The 15,015-nt window shown below is 66.0% G+C and carries 15 protein-coding genes; 5 read left to right on the forward strand and 10 right to left on the reverse strand.

What is annotated here, in order from left to right; all coding sequences use genetic code 11:
* Positions 1-10: 10 nt before the first annotated feature.
* From WJ16_RS12845 to WJ16_RS12860, 4 genes are all read right to left on the reverse strand, one after another.
* A complete protein-coding gene (locus tag WJ16_RS12845) occupies positions 11-961 on the reverse strand; it encodes a branched-chain amino acid ABC transporter permease (protein WP_006488946.1) in 951 nt (316 codons plus the stop codon).
* Between the two features lie 211 nt (positions 962-1,172).
* A complete protein-coding gene (locus WJ16_RS12850; protein ID WP_208606986.1) occupies positions 1,173-1,916 on the reverse strand; it encodes an amino acid-binding protein in 744 nt (247 codons plus the stop codon).
* Between the two features lie 203 nt (positions 1,917-2,119).
* Positions 2,120-3,100, reverse strand: a complete 981-nt coding sequence (ispH, locus tag WJ16_RS12855) for a 4-hydroxy-3-methylbut-2-enyl diphosphate reductase (protein WP_011352949.1) — start codon at positions 3,098-3,100, stop codon at positions 2,120-2,122.
* Positions 3,101-3,102: 2 nt separating this feature from the next.
* The gene (locus WJ16_RS12860) at positions 3,103-3,558 is read right to left on the reverse strand and encodes an FKBP-type peptidyl-prolyl cis-trans isomerase (RefSeq protein WP_069257377.1); all 456 of its coding nucleotides are present in this window, start codon (positions 3,556-3,558) and stop codon (positions 3,103-3,105) included.
* A 135-nt stretch (positions 3,559-3,693) separates the two neighbouring features.
* Here WJ16_RS12860 and WJ16_RS12865 point away from each other — a divergent pair, with 135 nt between their 5' ends.
* The 4 genes from WJ16_RS12865 to nadB all read left to right on the forward strand — a co-directional run bounded on the left by WJ16_RS12865 (position 3,694) and on the right by nadB (position 6,776).
* Entirely contained in the window at positions 3,694-4,374 is a 681-nt protein-coding gene (locus tag WJ16_RS12865) for a JAB domain-containing protein (protein WP_069257378.1), read from the forward strand.
* A 237-nt stretch (positions 4,375-4,611) separates the two neighbouring features.
* Positions 4,612-4,845: a 50S ribosomal protein L28 gene (gene rpmB / locus WJ16_RS12870; protein ID WP_004186391.1), complete on the forward strand. Its 234-nt coding sequence runs from the start codon at positions 4,612-4,614 to the stop codon at positions 4,843-4,845.
* Between the two features lie 17 nt (positions 4,846-4,862).
* The gene (gene rpmG / locus WJ16_RS12875) at positions 4,863-5,030 is read left to right on the forward strand and encodes a 50S ribosomal protein L33 (RefSeq protein WP_006478046.1); all 168 of its coding nucleotides are present in this window, start codon (positions 4,863-4,865) and stop codon (positions 5,028-5,030) included.
* A 159-nt stretch (positions 5,031-5,189) separates the two neighbouring features.
* Positions 5,190-6,776, forward strand: a complete 1,587-nt coding sequence (gene nadB / locus WJ16_RS12880) for an L-aspartate oxidase (protein WP_069257379.1) — start codon at positions 5,190-5,192, stop codon at positions 6,774-6,776.
* Positions 6,777-6,867: 91 nt separating this feature from the next.
* Here nadB and nadC read toward each other — a convergent pair whose 3' ends face one another.
* The 6 genes from nadC to purN form a co-directional block, all read right to left on the reverse strand.
* Positions 6,868-7,749: a carboxylating nicotinate-nucleotide diphosphorylase gene (gene nadC, locus WJ16_RS12885; protein ID WP_069257380.1), complete on the reverse strand. Its 882-nt coding sequence runs from the start codon at positions 7,747-7,749 to the stop codon at positions 6,868-6,870.
* Positions 7,746-8,882 (reverse strand): quinolinate synthase NadA, encoded by a 1,137-nt coding sequence (gene nadA, locus WJ16_RS12890; RefSeq protein WP_069258053.1) that lies wholly within the window; start codon positions 8,880-8,882, stop codon positions 7,746-7,748. The genes nadC and nadA overlap by 4 nt, the downstream gene beginning before the upstream one ends.
* Before the next feature lie 258 nt (positions 8,883-9,140).
* Complete coding sequence (locus WJ16_RS12895) at positions 9,141-10,334, reverse strand: DesA family fatty acid desaturase (RefSeq protein ID WP_069257381.1); 1,194 nt, start codon at positions 10,332-10,334, stop codon at positions 9,141-9,143.
* Positions 10,335-10,555: 221 nt separating this feature from the next.
* Positions 10,556-11,941 carry a mechanosensitive ion channel family protein gene (locus WJ16_RS12900; RefSeq protein WP_069257382.1) on the reverse strand — a complete coding sequence of 462 codons (1,386 nt, stop codon included), beginning with the start codon at positions 11,939-11,941 and terminating at the stop codon, positions 10,556-10,558.
* 18 nt (positions 11,942-11,959) lie between these two features.
* Positions 11,960-13,225, reverse strand: coding sequence for an RsmB/NOP family class I SAM-dependent RNA methyltransferase (locus WJ16_RS12905; RefSeq protein ID WP_069257383.1), 1,266 nt, complete (start codon positions 13,223-13,225; stop codon positions 11,960-11,962).
* Positions 13,222-13,884 (reverse strand): phosphoribosylglycinamide formyltransferase, encoded by a 663-nt coding sequence (gene purN / locus WJ16_RS12910; protein ID WP_069257384.1) that lies wholly within the window; start codon positions 13,882-13,884, stop codon positions 13,222-13,224. The genes WJ16_RS12905 and purN overlap by 4 nt, the downstream gene beginning before the upstream one ends.
* A 122-nt stretch (positions 13,885-14,006) precedes the next feature.
* On the opposite strand from purN, the gene WJ16_RS12915 reads away from it, so the two are divergent.
* Entirely contained in the window at positions 14,007-14,999 is a 993-nt protein-coding gene (locus WJ16_RS12915; RefSeq protein ID WP_069257385.1) for a bifunctional riboflavin kinase/FAD synthetase, read from the forward strand.
* Positions 15,000-15,015: the final 16 nt, after the last annotated feature.

A 15,015-nucleotide genomic window follows, 5' to 3' on the forward strand; every position in this document is an offset into this window, starting at 1 on the left:
CTCCCTTCCGTTACGCGCGATCCGCGACACGTTCGCCCAGCAGGCCGGACGGACGGAACACCAGCACGATGATCAGCACGATGAAGGCGAACACGTCCTGATAGTTGCTGCCGAATACGCCGCCCGTGAGGTTGCCGATGTAGCCGGCCCCGAGCTGCTCGATCAGGCCGAGCAGCACGCCGCCGACCATCGCACCGCCGAGGTTGCCGATCCCGCCCAGCACCGCGGCCGTGAATGCCTTCATGCCGGGGATGAAGCCCATGTAGAAGTGCACGTTGCCGTATTCGGATGCGATCATCACGCCGGCCAGCGCGGCGAGCGCGGAGCCGATCATGAACGTCGCCGAGATCACGAAGTTCGGGTTCACGCCCATCAGGCTCGCGGTGTTCGGGCTTTCGGCGATCGCGCGCATCGCACGGCCGAGCTTGGTCTTGTGCACGAGCAGGAGCAGGCCGCCCATCACGATGAACGCCACCGCGATGATGACGATTTCAGTGACCGAGATCACGGCGCCGGGCGTCGTGTCGGTCGCCTTGATCACGTTGATCGGATCGGTCGGCAGCAGTTGCGGGAACGGCAGCGGGTTGCGCGACCAGATGATCATCGCAGCGGTCTGCAGCAGGATGGACACGCCGATCGCGGTGATCAGCGGCGCGAGGCGCGGGGCGCGACGCAGCGGCCGGTACGCGACCCGTTCGATCGTGAATCCGACGAACGCGCAGACGACCGCGGCGATGCCCAGGCCGATCGTCAGCGTCGCGACGTTGCCGAGTCCGGGGAAATGGTTCTGCAGCACGGTGATGGCCGACAGCGCGACCATCGCGCCGATCATCAGCACGTCGCCGTGCGCGAAGTTGATGATGCCGAGAATGCCGTACACCATCGTGTAGCCCAACGCGATGATGGCGTAGACACTGCCGAGCACCAGCCCGTTGAGAACCTGCTGGACGAAAATATCCATTTAAAGCTCCTTGGCCCGTGCTGCCGGAGGACGTTGCGCCCCGCGGGTAAGCGAGGAATCGCGCCTTCTCGGCGACACTGCGGGTACTAGTCGATACCGGTAAGGGTGGATCGTCCCGGCGCGCGCCGCCCGGCCTGTACGGCCGGACCTGCCGCCGGAGCGGATACAAAAACGGCACCGCACTGTTCCGGTGCCGTCATGAGTCCCGTCGCTAAATCGTCACGACATCGAGGACGGTGTTCGTGGCCTCCTTGAAGTCGTGAAGCAGCATGCCGAGACGGCCATCGTCCGGTTGCCCGGCATCCGTGCCTTGTCCCGTCCGGTGCGAGGCAAGCCCCGCACCCGAACGGATCGGATTCCGTGCCGCGCTGCGTGGCGACGCACGGCGAACGCAACGCCCGACATTCGTCAGGACTGCGTCGGAATCCATCGTACGAACCAGGCTGCGCGCCGCGGCACGATTGCCCGCGGCGACGCGCTGTTTCGTCGAATCGAAATGAAAGAGGGGCGACGACATCGGCACGCTGCGCGCATCGCCGGGCGCCATGGCCGGCATGCGTCGATCGGCACGCCCGCTCGCCGTCACGCCGCGACCGGCGGCTTGCGGTATTGCAACCTGCGTACTCGCTGCCTGATCGTTCGCCAGGCCCAGCGCGTGGATTTCCTCGATCGCCAAACGTGCCCCGTTTTCCTTGTCCTTGCCCCATTGCGCGATGCGGCCCGCGAACGATGCCGCACGTCCGGTTCCGGCGACGCGCACGCCCCTGGCCGACGGTGCCGCGAACACCGCAGCCTCCCTGGCCGCCCGGTCGTCGCTGTTTTTGCTGCAGCCGGCAAGCATTGCAACCGGTGCGGCGACGGACACGGCGTAAGCCAACTTCACATGCATCGAATGGTCTCCCGCGCCTTGCCAAAACCCGATTTCAAAGCCATTCCGGCCTGAAAACGGGCGCATTGTAACTCCATTTATAGAACGCCAATAAACCTGATTCGATGGGGTTTTCCTGCATTGCAACCAATTTTGAGAAACGCTTTCGAACAGCCAGAGCAACCGGGTTGCACCTTGAGTACGAATAATGGTTGCGATTGCAATTCCGACAGACAAAAAAAAGCGCGCCGGGAGGCGCGCTGCGGTGTTCCGTGGGTGCGATGCGTCAATCAGGCGGCGGGCGGCAGGTTCAACCCGCGCGGCAGCGGAAACGACACGTTTTCCTCGATGCCGTCGAGCGCACGGACGTTGCGCACGCCCAGCTCGCGCAGCCGCGCGATCACGGCCTGGGCGAGCACTTCGGGCGCCGACGCGCCGGCCGTCACGCCGATGCGGCGCTTGCCCGCGACCCATGCCGGATCGATCTGGTCGGGCGCATCGACCATGTACGCGTCCACGCCGCGCTTCTCGGCCACTTCGCGCAGGCGGCTCGAATTCGAGCTGTTCGGGCTGCCGACGACGATCACGACATCGCACTGCGGCGCCATGAACTTCACCGCATCCTGGCGGTTCTGCGTCGCGTAGCAGATGTCCTGCTTCTTCGGCTCGCGGATCTTCGGATACTTGGCCTTCAGCGCCCCGATGATCTCGGCGGCGTCGTCGACGGACAGCGTCGTCTGCGTGACGAGCGCGATGCGCTCGGGATCGGCGAGCTCGAGCTTCTGCACGTCCTCGACGCTCTCGACGAGATGCATGCCGCGCTCGACCTGCCCCATCGTGCCTTCGACTTCCGGATGGCCCTTGTGCCCGATCATGACGATGTCGACGCCGTCCTGACGCATCTTCGCCACCTCGACGTGCACCTTCGTGACGAGCGGGCAGGTTGCGTCGTAAATGCGCAACCCGCGCACGTCGGCCTCGTCGCGCACGGCCTTCGACACGCCGTGCGCGCTGAAGATCACGGTATTGCCGGCCGGCACTTCCTCGAGTTCCTCGACGAAGATCGCGCCTTTCTTCTTCAGATCCTCGACCACGTACTTGTTGTGGACGATCTCGTGACGAACGTAGATCGGCGCGCCGTGCATCGCGATCGCGCGCTCGACGATCTCGATCGCGCGATCGACGCCTGCGCAGAAACCGCGCGGCTGGGCCAGCAGGATTTCGGCATCGGCTGCGACGGTCTGGCCGGACAGTGTATCGGTGGTGCTCATGATTACAGGATTCCGATGATTTTCACTTCGAACGTGAGCGCTTGGCCCGCGAGCGGATGATTGAAGTCGAACAGCGCCGAGGTTTCGCCGACTTCCTTCAGCACCCCGGCATATCGGCCGCCGTCCGGCGCGTTGAACTCGATCAGCTCGCCCGGCGTGAAATCGTCGCCGACCATCCCGTTCTCGCGCAGCGTCGACAGCGTCACGCGCTGGAGCATGTCGGGATTGCGGGGACCGAACCCCTGTTCGGGCGATAGCCGAAAAGTCGAGTGGTCACCGACCCTGAGCCCGAGCAGAATCTGTTCCAGCGACGGCGCCAGCTGCCCCGCGCCGAGCAGCAGCGTGGCCGGCTTGTCGGCGAAGGTGTTGACGATGTCGGCGCCGTCGGCCAGTGCCAGCCGGTAATGCAACGTGACGTGGGAACCGGGCTTCACTTCGGATAGATCGATGAGGCTCATGAATTACTCGTTCGGTCGGCGCCCGATACGGCCGATAGGCCCGGCGCAAAGCCAATATTGTAAGTCACCTGAGCGCGCAAGGCGGAAAGTGCGACGACGTCGCGCACACTGCCCGCCGCCAATGGAGTTTCGAGCATGCTGTCATCCTGCCTTGCTGTCCCCCTGCCGCCCGTCGAATGTCGCGACGCCGCCGATCCGCCCGCCGCGCCGTCCGGCCGCGTGATCCCGATCCGCCGAAGCAAGCGCCGTCCGGGCAACTGGCGGCCCGAGCGGCCGCGCGAACGATTGCTGGAGCGCGGGCCGGACGCCCTGACCGACGACGAACTGATCGCGCTGCTGCTCGGCACCGGCAAGCCCGGGCACGACGTATTCGTCACCGCCCGCGCGCTGGTCGCGCAGTTCAAGACGCTGCGCGTGCTGAAGGAGAAAGCGCGCGAGAAGAAGCAGATCGATTCGCCCGGCGCGGTCGAGGACTATCTGCGGCTGAAGATCGGCGCGCGCCCGCACGAAGTCTTCGCCGCCGTCTACCTCGATGCGCGCCACTGCGTGATCGACATGGAAGAAATCACGCGCGGCTCGCTCACGCGCATGGCGGTCTACCCGCGCGAAATCGTGCGCCGCGCGATGGTGCACAACGCCGCGGCGCTGATCGTCGCCCACAACCATCCGTCGGGCGCGGTGCAGCCGAGCGCGGAAGACCGGCGCCTGACCCGCGTGCTGCACGATGCGCTCGCGCTCGTCGACGTGCGGCTGCTCGATCACGTCGTCATCGGCACCTGCGATACTTTTTCGTTCGCACGGGCCGGTTGGCTGTAGACTGTGCGGTTGCGGCCCGTCCGACGGCGCCGCAACGGCGAAGCGAAATTAGGTTTGATTTTTCTGAACTTTTTCTGCTAGAATCGCCGTCTGTCTTTTTTCCAACCAGTTCTAGCCATCGAAGGGCCTTGTCTGTATGGGCTTCGGCGTTCTGAGTGCAGCCATGGATCACGTGGCGGTGCGATGGAACCTTCATCGGCGATCGAACCCCGAATTTAGCGTATTAGGAGTGCTCTCATGGCACGCGTATGCCAAGTAACTGGGAAAGCGCCGATGAGCGGCAACAACGTTTCCCACGCCAACAACAAGACGAAGCGCCGCTTCCTGCCGAACCTGCAAAACCGCCGGTTCTGGGTAGAGAGCGAAAACCGCTGGGTGCGCCTGCGCGTCTCGAACGCCGGCCTGCGCCTGATCGACAAGAACGGCATCGATTCCGTGCTCGCTGACCTGCGCGCACGCGGCGAAGCCTAAGCCCAAGGAGCACAATCATGGCAAAAGGCGCACGCGACAAGATCAAGCTCGAGTCGACCGCTGGTACGGGTCACTTCTACACGACCACGAAGAACAAGCGCAACATGCCGGAAAAGATGGCGATCAAGAAGTTCGATCCCGTCGTCCGCAAGCATGTGGAATACAAAGAAACCAAGATCAAGTAATCTCCGGTTTCTGCCAGCCTGACGGCGACCGAAAAGCCCCGCACATGCGGGGCTTTTTGTTTTGCGCGCACGCTCCGGCGCGACGCGGTATGCTCTCCCCTTTCCGCGGCCACGGCCGCCGGAATGCACAAGACAAAAGCGTAACGATGGAGATGCAGCATGAAATTCGACGTGGCGATCGTCGGCAGCGGCCTGGCAGGGCTGTCGGTCGCACTCAATCTGGCCAGCACGCGACGCGTCGCGCTGATCGCGAAACGGTCGATGATGGAGGGGGCGAGCGATAACGCGCAGGGCGGCATCGCGGCCGTTCTCGATTCGGCCGACAGCATCGAGAACCACGTCGACGACACGCTGGTCGCCGGTGGCGGCCTGTGCGACGAAGGCGCGACGCGCTACATCGTCGAGCACGGCCGCGAAGCGATCGAATGGCTGATCTCGCAGGGCGTACCGTTCACGAAGGACGATGCCGCCGAACTCGGCTTCCACCTCACGCGCGAAGGCGGCCACAGTCACCGCCGGATCATCCATGCGGCCGACGCGACCGGCCATGCGGTGCTCGCGACGCTGTCGGCGCGTGCGCGCCAGCATCCGAACATCACGTTCTTCGAGAACCACCACGCGATCGACCTGATCACGTCGGACCGGCTCGGCCTGCCCGGCCGCCGCTGTCACGGCCTGTACGCGCTCGACGTCGACAACGACCGCACGATCACGATCGAAGCGCCGCATACGGTGCTCGCCACCGGCGGCGCGGGCAAGGTCTACCTGTACACGACGAATCCCGATACCGCGACCGGCGACGGCATCGCGATGGCGTGGCGCGCGGGGTGCCGCGTGTCGAACATGGAATTCATCCAGTTCCACCCGACCTGCCTGTTCCATCCGTATGCGAAATCGTTCCTGATCTCGGAAGCCGTCCGCGGCGAAGGCGGCCTGCTGAAGCTGCCCGACGGCACGCGCTTCATGCCCGCGCACGATCCGCGCGCCGAGCTTGCGCCGCGTGACATCGTCGCGCGCGCGATCGACTTCGAGATCAAGAAGCGCGGGATCGACTGCGTGTATCTCGACATCAGCCACCAGCCGGAAGCGTTCCTGCGCGAACACTTCCCGATGATCCACGCGCGCTGCCTCGAATTCGGCATCGACATCGCGAAAGAGCCGATTCCCGTCGTACCGGCCGCGCACTACACGTGCGGCGGCGTCGTCACCGACCTCGCCGGGCGCACCGATCTCGCGGGCCTGTATGCGGTCGGCGAAACGTCGTACACCGGGCTCCACGGCGCGAACCGGCTCGCGAGCAACTCGCTGCTCGAATGTCTGGTGATCGGCCGCGCGGCGGCCGAGGCGATCGAGGCTGCCGGTTTCGATGCCGAAACGCCCGCCGCGCTGCCCGCGTGGGACGAAAGCCGCGTGTCGGATGCCGACGAGGAAGTCGTCGTCGCCCACAACTGGGACGAGCTGCGCCGCCTGATGTGGAACTACGTCGGCATCGTGCGCACCGACAAGCGTCTCGAACGTGCGAAGCACCGGCTGTCCCTGCTGCGCGACGAGATCCACGAGTATTACGCGAACTTCCGCGTGACGCGTGATCTGCTGGAACTGCGCAACCTCGTCGACGTGGCGACGCTGATCGTGAAGAGCGCACACTCGCGCCGCGAAAGCCGCGGGCTGCACTACAGCCGCGACTGGCCGAACTCGCTGCCGAAGGCCCTGCCGAGCGTGCTCACGCCACGTACGCGTCGCTGAGCCGCACGCCCTTCCCGGCTGCGGCCGCACAGGAAAAAAGCCGTTGGCGTTTGCACGCCAACGGCTTTTTCGTCTGATCGACGGGGCGCGGTCAGTCGACGATTCGCATCGAGTAATCCGTCGCGCGCACGTCCTTCGTCAGCGCGCCGATCGAGATGCGATCGACCCCGGTTTCCGCGAATGCACGCACCGTATCGAAATTGACGCCGCCCGACACTTCGAGCACCGCCCGGCCGTCTGCCACGCGCACCGCTTCACGCATCATGTCGAGCGTGAAGTTGTCGAGCAGCACCGACTGCGCGCGATGCGCGAGTGCGGTTTCGAGTTGCGCGAGCGTCTCGACTTCGATCTGCACCGGCACGCCGGACGCCAGCGCGAACGCCGCGTCGAGCGCCTCGCCGACACCGCCGGCCGCTGCGATATGGTTTTCCTTGATCAGGATGCCGTCATACAGCGCGAGACGCTGGTTCTCGCCGCCGCCGACGCGCACTGCGTACTTCTGCGCGAGCCGCAGACCCGGCAGCGTCTTGCGCGTATCGAGGATCTTCGCGCGCGTGCCTTCGACGCGATCGACGTAACGGCGCGTCGCGGTCGCGACACCCGACAGCAACTGCAGGAAATTCAGCCCGTTGCGCTCGGCGGTCAGCAGCGCGCGCGCCGGCCCTTCGAGTTCGCAGACGGTCGAATCGGACGTCATCCGGTCGCCTTCGCGATAGCGCCATTGCACGACGATCGCCGGATCGATCCGGGCGATCACGGCCTCGAACCACGGCACGCCGCACAGCACGGCCTCCTCGCGCACGATGATGCGTGCGCGACGGCGTTCTCCGGCCGGGACGAGCCGCCCGGTCTGATCGCCGGTGCCGACATCTTCCGCGATCGCATCGGCCACGTTGCGCGCGATGGCGTCGTCGAATGCCGCGCCGTATTGCTTGCGAACGACGTCGAACAGCGGGGAGACGGCGTTGCTCATGCAGCCCCCACGTTCGCAAACAGTTGCTGGTCGCGCTGCAGATCGCCGCTCGCCTGCACGCGCTTCTTGTGCGCGGCCGCGAAGTCGAGCATGCGGTCGATCGGCAGGCGTGCGCGCTCGCCGATCGCGGGATCGACGAAGATCTCGTTGTGACCGCGTTCGAGCACGTCGGCGAGGTTCGCGAGGCCGTTCATGGCCATCCACGGGCAGTGCGCACAGCTCTTGCAGGTGGCGCTGTTGCCGGCCGTCGGCGCGGCGATGAAGGTCTTGCCGGGTGCCGCGAGCTGCATCTTGTGCAGGATGCCGAGATCGGTCGCGACGATGAAGCGCTTCGCGTCGAACTTGACGGCCGCATCGATCAGTTGCGTGGTCGAGCCGACCACATCGGCCTGCGCGACGACGTTTTCCGGCGATTCGGGGTGGACGAGCACCTTCGCGTCCGGGTACTCGGCGCGCAGCAGATCGAGTTCGATGCCCTTGAACTCGTCGTGCACGAGGCACGAGCCTTGCCAGAGCAGCATGTCCGCTCCGGTTTTCTTCTGGATGTAGCTGCCGAGATGGCGATCCGGTGCCCAGATGATCTTCTCGCCGCGCGCGTGCAGGTCGGCCACGATTTCGAGGCCGATCGACGACGTGACCATCCAGTCCGCGCGCGCCTTCACGGCGGCGCTGGTATTCGCGTAGACGACGACGGTGCGGTCGGGATGCGCATCGCAGAACGCCGAGAATTCGTCGACCGGGCAGCCGAGGTCGAGCGAGCAGGTCGCGTCGAGGTCGGGCATCAGGATCCGCTTGTTCGGGCTCAGGATCTTCGCGGTTTCGCCCATGAAGCGCACGCCGGCGACGACGAGCGTCTGCGCGTCGTGATCGCGGCCGAAGCGGGCCATTTCGAGCGAATCGGCAACACAGCCGCCAGTTTCGTCGGCCAGTTCCTGCAATTCGGCGTCGACGTAGTAGTGTGCGACCAGTACGGCCCTTTCACGCACGAGCAATGCCTTGATGCGCGCCTTCAGCGCGGCACGCTCTTCGGCGGACGGTGCGTCGGGCACCTTGGCCCATGCCTGCCCCACGCCGCATACGGTCCCTGCTGCGACGGGCCGGTCATACTCGACGGGTTTGATCGTCGATTGCATCTCCATATCTCCTGTCGACCGGAGTTAGTGCTTTAGCACTTACTCAGGCCCCATGCTTCGCGGTCGACCCGAGTTAGCGCTTCAGCGCTTACTCCGGTCCCATCCCCTGAACACACACCGGAACAACACTGCCGCATTGCCCCAATGCGTCATACGAATCCGGCCCTGCCGATTACCCTTCAAAAAACCGGCGGACCCAATAAAAAAACCCCGCCAACGCGGGGTTTTTGACGTCCTTAGATTCTAATCGATTTCGAATCAGGCGTAGCGGCGCAGGCGCGTCGCGAATTCCTGCAGCGCCTTGATGCCGCTTTGTTCTGCGCGATGGCACCAATCCTGCAATTGCGCGAGAAGCTGTTCGCGCGAGGCGGTCGAACGATCCCAGATCGCGGCGAGATCCTGGCGCAGCTGGAAATACGTATGCAGCTTCTGGCTGTTCGCGAAGATTTCCGGCAGCAGCTTCTTCTGCGGCTCGTCGAGGCCGTCGGCATCCTTGTGGAACCACTTGCGCGCGCCGCGCATCAGCTGGTACTTCTCGCCGCCGATTTCCTTCAGGTGAGCGAGCTCCTGACGGTACGCACGCTTCACGGCCTTGCCGTAGCTCGCCATCACTTCATAGCGGTTCGACAGCACGGCCTGCAGCGTTTCCTGGTCGAGCACCGTCTTCGGCTTGTTCAGGCGAGGCGTGGGCGCGACCTTCTTCACCTTCGCGAGACCGAACGCCGACATGATGCGGATGTACATCCAGCCGATGTCGAACTCGTACCACTTGTTGGACAGCTTCGCCGACGTCGCGAACGTGTGGTGGTTGTTGTGCAGCTCTTCGCCGCCGATCACGATGCCCCACGGGAACAGGTTCGTGCTCGCGTCGGCCGAGTTGAAGTTGCGATAACCCCAGAAGTGACCGAAGCCGTTGACGACGCCGGCCGCCCAGAACGGAATCCAGACCATCTGCACGGCCCACACGGTGAGACCGAGCACGCCGAACAGCGCGACGTCGATCACCATCATCAGGCTCACGCCGAGGATCGGGTACTTCGAATAGACGTTGCGTTCGAGCCAGTCGTTCGGCGTGCCGTGACTGAACTTGCGCATCGTCTCTTCGTTCTTCGCTTCCGCGCGATACAGCTCGGCGCCTTCGAGGAACACCTTCCAGATGCCGCGCGTCTGCGGGCTGTGCGGATCTTCCTCGGTCTCGCACTTCGCGTGGTGCTTGCGGTGAATCGCGGCCCACTGGCCGGTCAGCATGCCGGTCGTCATCCACAGCCAGAGGCGGAAGAAGTGGCTCGCGATCGGATGCAGTTCGAGCGCGCGGTGCGCCTGGCAGCGATGCAGATAGACCGTCACGCCGATGATCGTGACGTGCGTGACGGCCAGCGCGAACAGCGCGACCTGCCACCACGAAAAATGCAGGAGCCCGTGGGAAAGAAAATCGAGCAGGGAATTCAACAAGGCAGTTACCTGTGATGAGAGCGACGCCGGCCCGCGCCAAGCGTCATAAAAATGAAAGCATACCGCGTGTAGACCGGAATTTTACTTCAACCGTTCCAAGTCTTTGTAAAAAATGAACATTTTCTTGCCCTGACGCAACCGGAACAGTCCACGGGCGGACTCGAAAAGGCCCGCGATCCGGTTCCGGTCGCGGGGTCGAACCATTTGACGGTCGATACGCATTACGCAGCGGGCGCACGTCCGTCCAGCGCACCGTTGCCGGCCGGCGCCGGGTCGCGCGGTTCCGCCGCGTTCGCGGCTGGAAAACCGTCCGGCAACCCGACCACGCGCACTTCGCGCTGCGGAAACGGAATCGAGATCCCGTGCTCGCTGAACAGCCGCCAGATGTTGCGGTTCACGCTCGAACGCACGCCCGACGTGCCTTTCGCCGCATCCTCGATCCAGAAGCCGAGCTCCAGGTCGATCCCGTCCGCGCCGAAACTCGCCAGATACGCGGTGGGCGCAGGCTCGGCCAGCACGCGCGGCACATCCTTCGCGGCATCGGCGAGCAGCGCGAGCGCATGTTCGACGTCGCTCGTGTACGCCACCTGTACCGCGACCTTCGCATAGCCGCGCGTCAGGTACGACGACTGGTTCTGCACGACGTCGGTGATCAGCTTCTCGTTCGGGATCAGCGTCTCGTTGCCGTCGAGGCCGCGCACAACCGTGTAGCGCGTGCGAATCTGCGTGACGACGCCCTGCAGTCCGCCGACGCTGATCGCGTCGCCGAGCCGCAGCGAACGGTCGAGCAGGATGATGAAGCCCGACACGTAGTTGCTCGCGATCTTCTGCAACCCGAACCCGAGGCCGACACCCACCGCGCCGCCGAACACGCCGAGCACCGTCACGTCGATACCGACGAGCGACAGCCCGATCAGGATCGCCGCGAACACGAGCAGCGCGCGGCCGACCCGCGACAGTACGACCTTCAGGTTCGCGTCGAGCGTGCTCGCGCGCGTGAGGCGATCTTCAAGTACCGAGCCGAGCCACATCGCGACCATCAGCGTCACGCACACCCACAACGCGCCGGAAATCACCGACAGCAGCGTGAGGTGCGCATTGGCGACACGGAACTGCACGCTGTCGAGCCAGCCGAGCACGTCGCGCTGGATGCCGAGCACGGTCAGCACCATCGCGGCCCACACGACGGTCGACACGATCTTCTCGACGATCGACAGCCACGCATGCGTGTGGCCGTCGCGCGCGAACACGCGCCGCGCGAAGAAGAACAGCACGTAGATCAGCCCGATGCCGAACAGCGGCACGAGCGCGAGCGACAGCAGCGACGTCGACATGAACGGGTCGAACGCGAGCTGCGCGACGCCCACGAACACGCCGCCGAACAACGGGAACAATGCGCGCTTCAGGCTTTGCGCACCCGCGCCGGGCGCGCGCCCGGCCGCCCGGCGGCGGGCATCGATCCGGCCGTGCACGAAGCGCGCGGCCACCCATGCGAAGCCCAGCGCGCCGACCAGAATCGCCGCCTGCCAGATCATCACCGGCTGGTGGAAGTCGCGGATGACCAAGGCCAGCCGGTGCGACAGCAGGCGACTCTGCAGATTCTCCATCGTCCGTGCGGCCCGTCGTTACTGCGCGGCGCGCCGTTCGAGCACCGCGGCGAAGAAGCCGTCGGTCGCGTGCCGGTGCGGCCACAGCGACAGGTAGTCGCCGGTCTCGAGCGCGATGCGCTGGTCGTCCAGCACCTTCTGCGCCGGCACCAGCACGAACTCCGGATGGTCGGCCAGGAACTGCTCGACGACTCGTTCGTTCTCCGCGTCGAGCACGCTGCAGGTCGCGTAGACGAGCCGGCCGCCCTTCTTCACCAGGCGTGCGGCGCTCGCGAGGATCGACGCCTGCTTCGGCGTCAGCTCGTCGATCGCGGTGCGCGTCTGGCGCCACTTCAGGTCCGGGTTGCGGCGCAGCGTGCCGAGGCCGCTGCACGGCGCGTCGACCAGCACGCGGTCGATCTTGCCGGCGAGCCGCTTGATCTTCGCGTCGTGCTCGCTGTCGATCAGCACCGGGTTCACGTTCGACAGCCCGCTGCGCGCGAGCCGCGGCTTCAGCTTCGCGAGGCGCTTTTCCGACACGTCGAACGCATAGAGGCGCCCGGTCGAGCGCATCATCGCGCCCAGCGCGAGCGTCTTGCCGCCCGCCCCCGCGCAGAAATCGACGACCATCTCGCCGCGACGCGGCGCGACCAGCGAGCACAGCAGCTGACTGCCTTCGTCCTGCACCTCGATCGCGCCTTCCTCGAACAGCTTCAGGCGCGTGAGCGCCGGCTTGCCGACCACGCGCACGCCGAACGGCGCGAACGGCGTCGCGCCCGCCTCGATGCCGCTCACGCGCAGCGCTTCGATCACCTGGTCGCGGGTCGCCTTCTGCGCGTTGGCGCGCAGGTCGAGCGGCGCCGGATAGTTCAGCGCGGCGGCGAGCTGCGCGAGCTCGTCGGCATCGAAACGGGCCGACAGCGCCTGGTGAATCCAGTCGGGCAGGTTCGTGCGAATGCGCACGGGCAGGCTCGCCGGATCGATCTTCGACACGTGCTCGAGCCATGCCGACTCGGTGTCGGACAGGAACGGCTTCAGCGCATTGCGGCCGACCGTCTGCATCAGGCCGAGCAGCGTGAGGCGTCGCGCCGGCGTACCCGTGCCGCTCTCGGCCAGGTGCGAAAACTCCATCTTCCGGCGCAGCACCGCGAACACGGCCTCGGCGATCACGCCGCGCTCGGCATGCCCGAGCTTCGGGTGCGCGCGGAAGAAGCGGCTCGTCGTCGCGTCGGCGGGGCCGGCAAACTTCAGCACTTCGGCCAGCAAAGTCTCGGTCTGGCCGATCAGGAATCCGTGCAGCTTCATACGCCCTCACTCGTTTCGGTATGCGGTTGATCCGCGAAAATCCAGCGCGCCTCTTCCGGCGCGACCACAGCACGGCCGTTCTCGAGGCGCAGACGCCCGTCGACGAACCAGCGGACCGCACGCGGATACAGCACATGCTCGACGCTCAGCACGCGCTGCGCGAGCGCCGCCGCGTCGTCGCCCGCGCGCACGGGCACCACGCCCTGCGCGACGATCGCCCCGCTGTCGAGCTCGGGCGTGACGAAATGCACGCTCGCGCCATGCAGCGCGACGCCCGCGTCGAGCGCCTGCTGGTGCGTGTGGATGCCCTTGAAGCTCGGCAGCAGCGACGGGTGGATGTTCAGCAGCCGGCCTTCGTATCGTCTGACGAATGCGGGCGTGAGGATGCGCATGAAGCCGGCGAGCACGACGAGATCGGGCGCGAAGCGGTCGATCTCGTCGGCGAGCGCCGCGTCGAAGCTGTCGCGGCCGTCGAACGACCGGTGGTCGACCACCGCCGTCGCCACCCCGTGCGACGCGGCAAAAGCCAGCCCGGCCGCATCGGGCCGGTTGGCGATCACGGCGGCAATCTCGGCCGGCCAGCGTTCGTGCGCGCACGCGCGGACGATGGCCTCCATGTTGCTGCCGCGACCGGAAATCAGGATCACGAGTTTTTTCATCCGCGAATTTTACCATTCGCCCCCGCGTTTCCCGCCTTCTCGGCCGCCGGCCCGCCCGAACGTTTATAATCTTCTGCTTTGCGGCATCCCACCGCCCATTCCCCGACGCTGCATCCGCTATCGTGAAAGTCTTCCGCGGCCTGCCCAACGCCGAGAGCCGCGCCCCGTGCGCGCTGACGATCGGCAACTTCGACGGTGTCCATCGCGGCCACCAGGCCCTGCTCGCGCGCGTACGCGCGGCAGCGGACGCGCGCGGCCTGCCCGTGTGCGTGATGACGTTCGAGCCGCACCCGCGCGAATTCTTCAACCCGGCCGGCGCGCCGCCGCGCATCGCGATGCTGCGCGACAAGCTCGAGGCGCTGCGCGATCACGGTGTCGACCGCGTGGTCGTCGAGCACTTCAACCACACGTTCGCGAGCCAGTCGCCGCAGGCGTTCGTCGAACGCACGCTGGTGAACGGGCTGCACACGCGCTGGATTATGGTCGGCGACGATTTCTGCTACGGCGCGAAACGCGCGGGCACCTTCGACACGCTGAAGGCGGCCGGCGAGCAATACGGCTTCGAGGTCGAGCAGATGGGCACGGTGGCCGGCAGCGACGGCACGCGCATCTCCAGCTCGGGCGTGCGGGCCGCGCTCGCGGCCGGCGATCTCGATGCGGCCGCGCAGGCGCTCGGCCACGGCTATGCGATCAGCGGCCACGTCGCGCACGGGCTGAAGCTCGGCCGCGACCTCGGCTTCCCGACGCTGAACCTGCCGATCGCGCACAAGCGGCCGGCGCTCGCGGGCATCTTCGTCGTGCAGGTGCACGGCCTCGGCCCTGCCCCGCTGCCGGGCGTCGCGAGCCTCGGGCTGCGCCCGACCGTCGACGATTCGGGCCGCGTGCTGCTCGAAGTCCACCTGCTCGACTGGCACGGCGATGCGTACGGCAAGCTCATCCGCGTCGAATTCCTGCAGAAGCTGCGCGACGAGGCGAAATTCGACGATCTCGAAGCGCTGTCGCGCGCGATCGCGCTGGACGTCGCGAATGCGCGCGCTTACTTCATCGAGCGCGCCCGCGCGCCGGGCAGCCGCGCGACGGGCTTCTCGACGTCGGCCACCGACCGAATTAGCTGATCCGGACAGCGGCGCC

The sequence above is a fragment of the Burkholderia metallica genome (assembly GCF_001718555.1).
Lineage (GTDB): Bacteria > Pseudomonadota > Gammaproteobacteria > Burkholderiales > Burkholderiaceae > Burkholderia > Burkholderia metallica.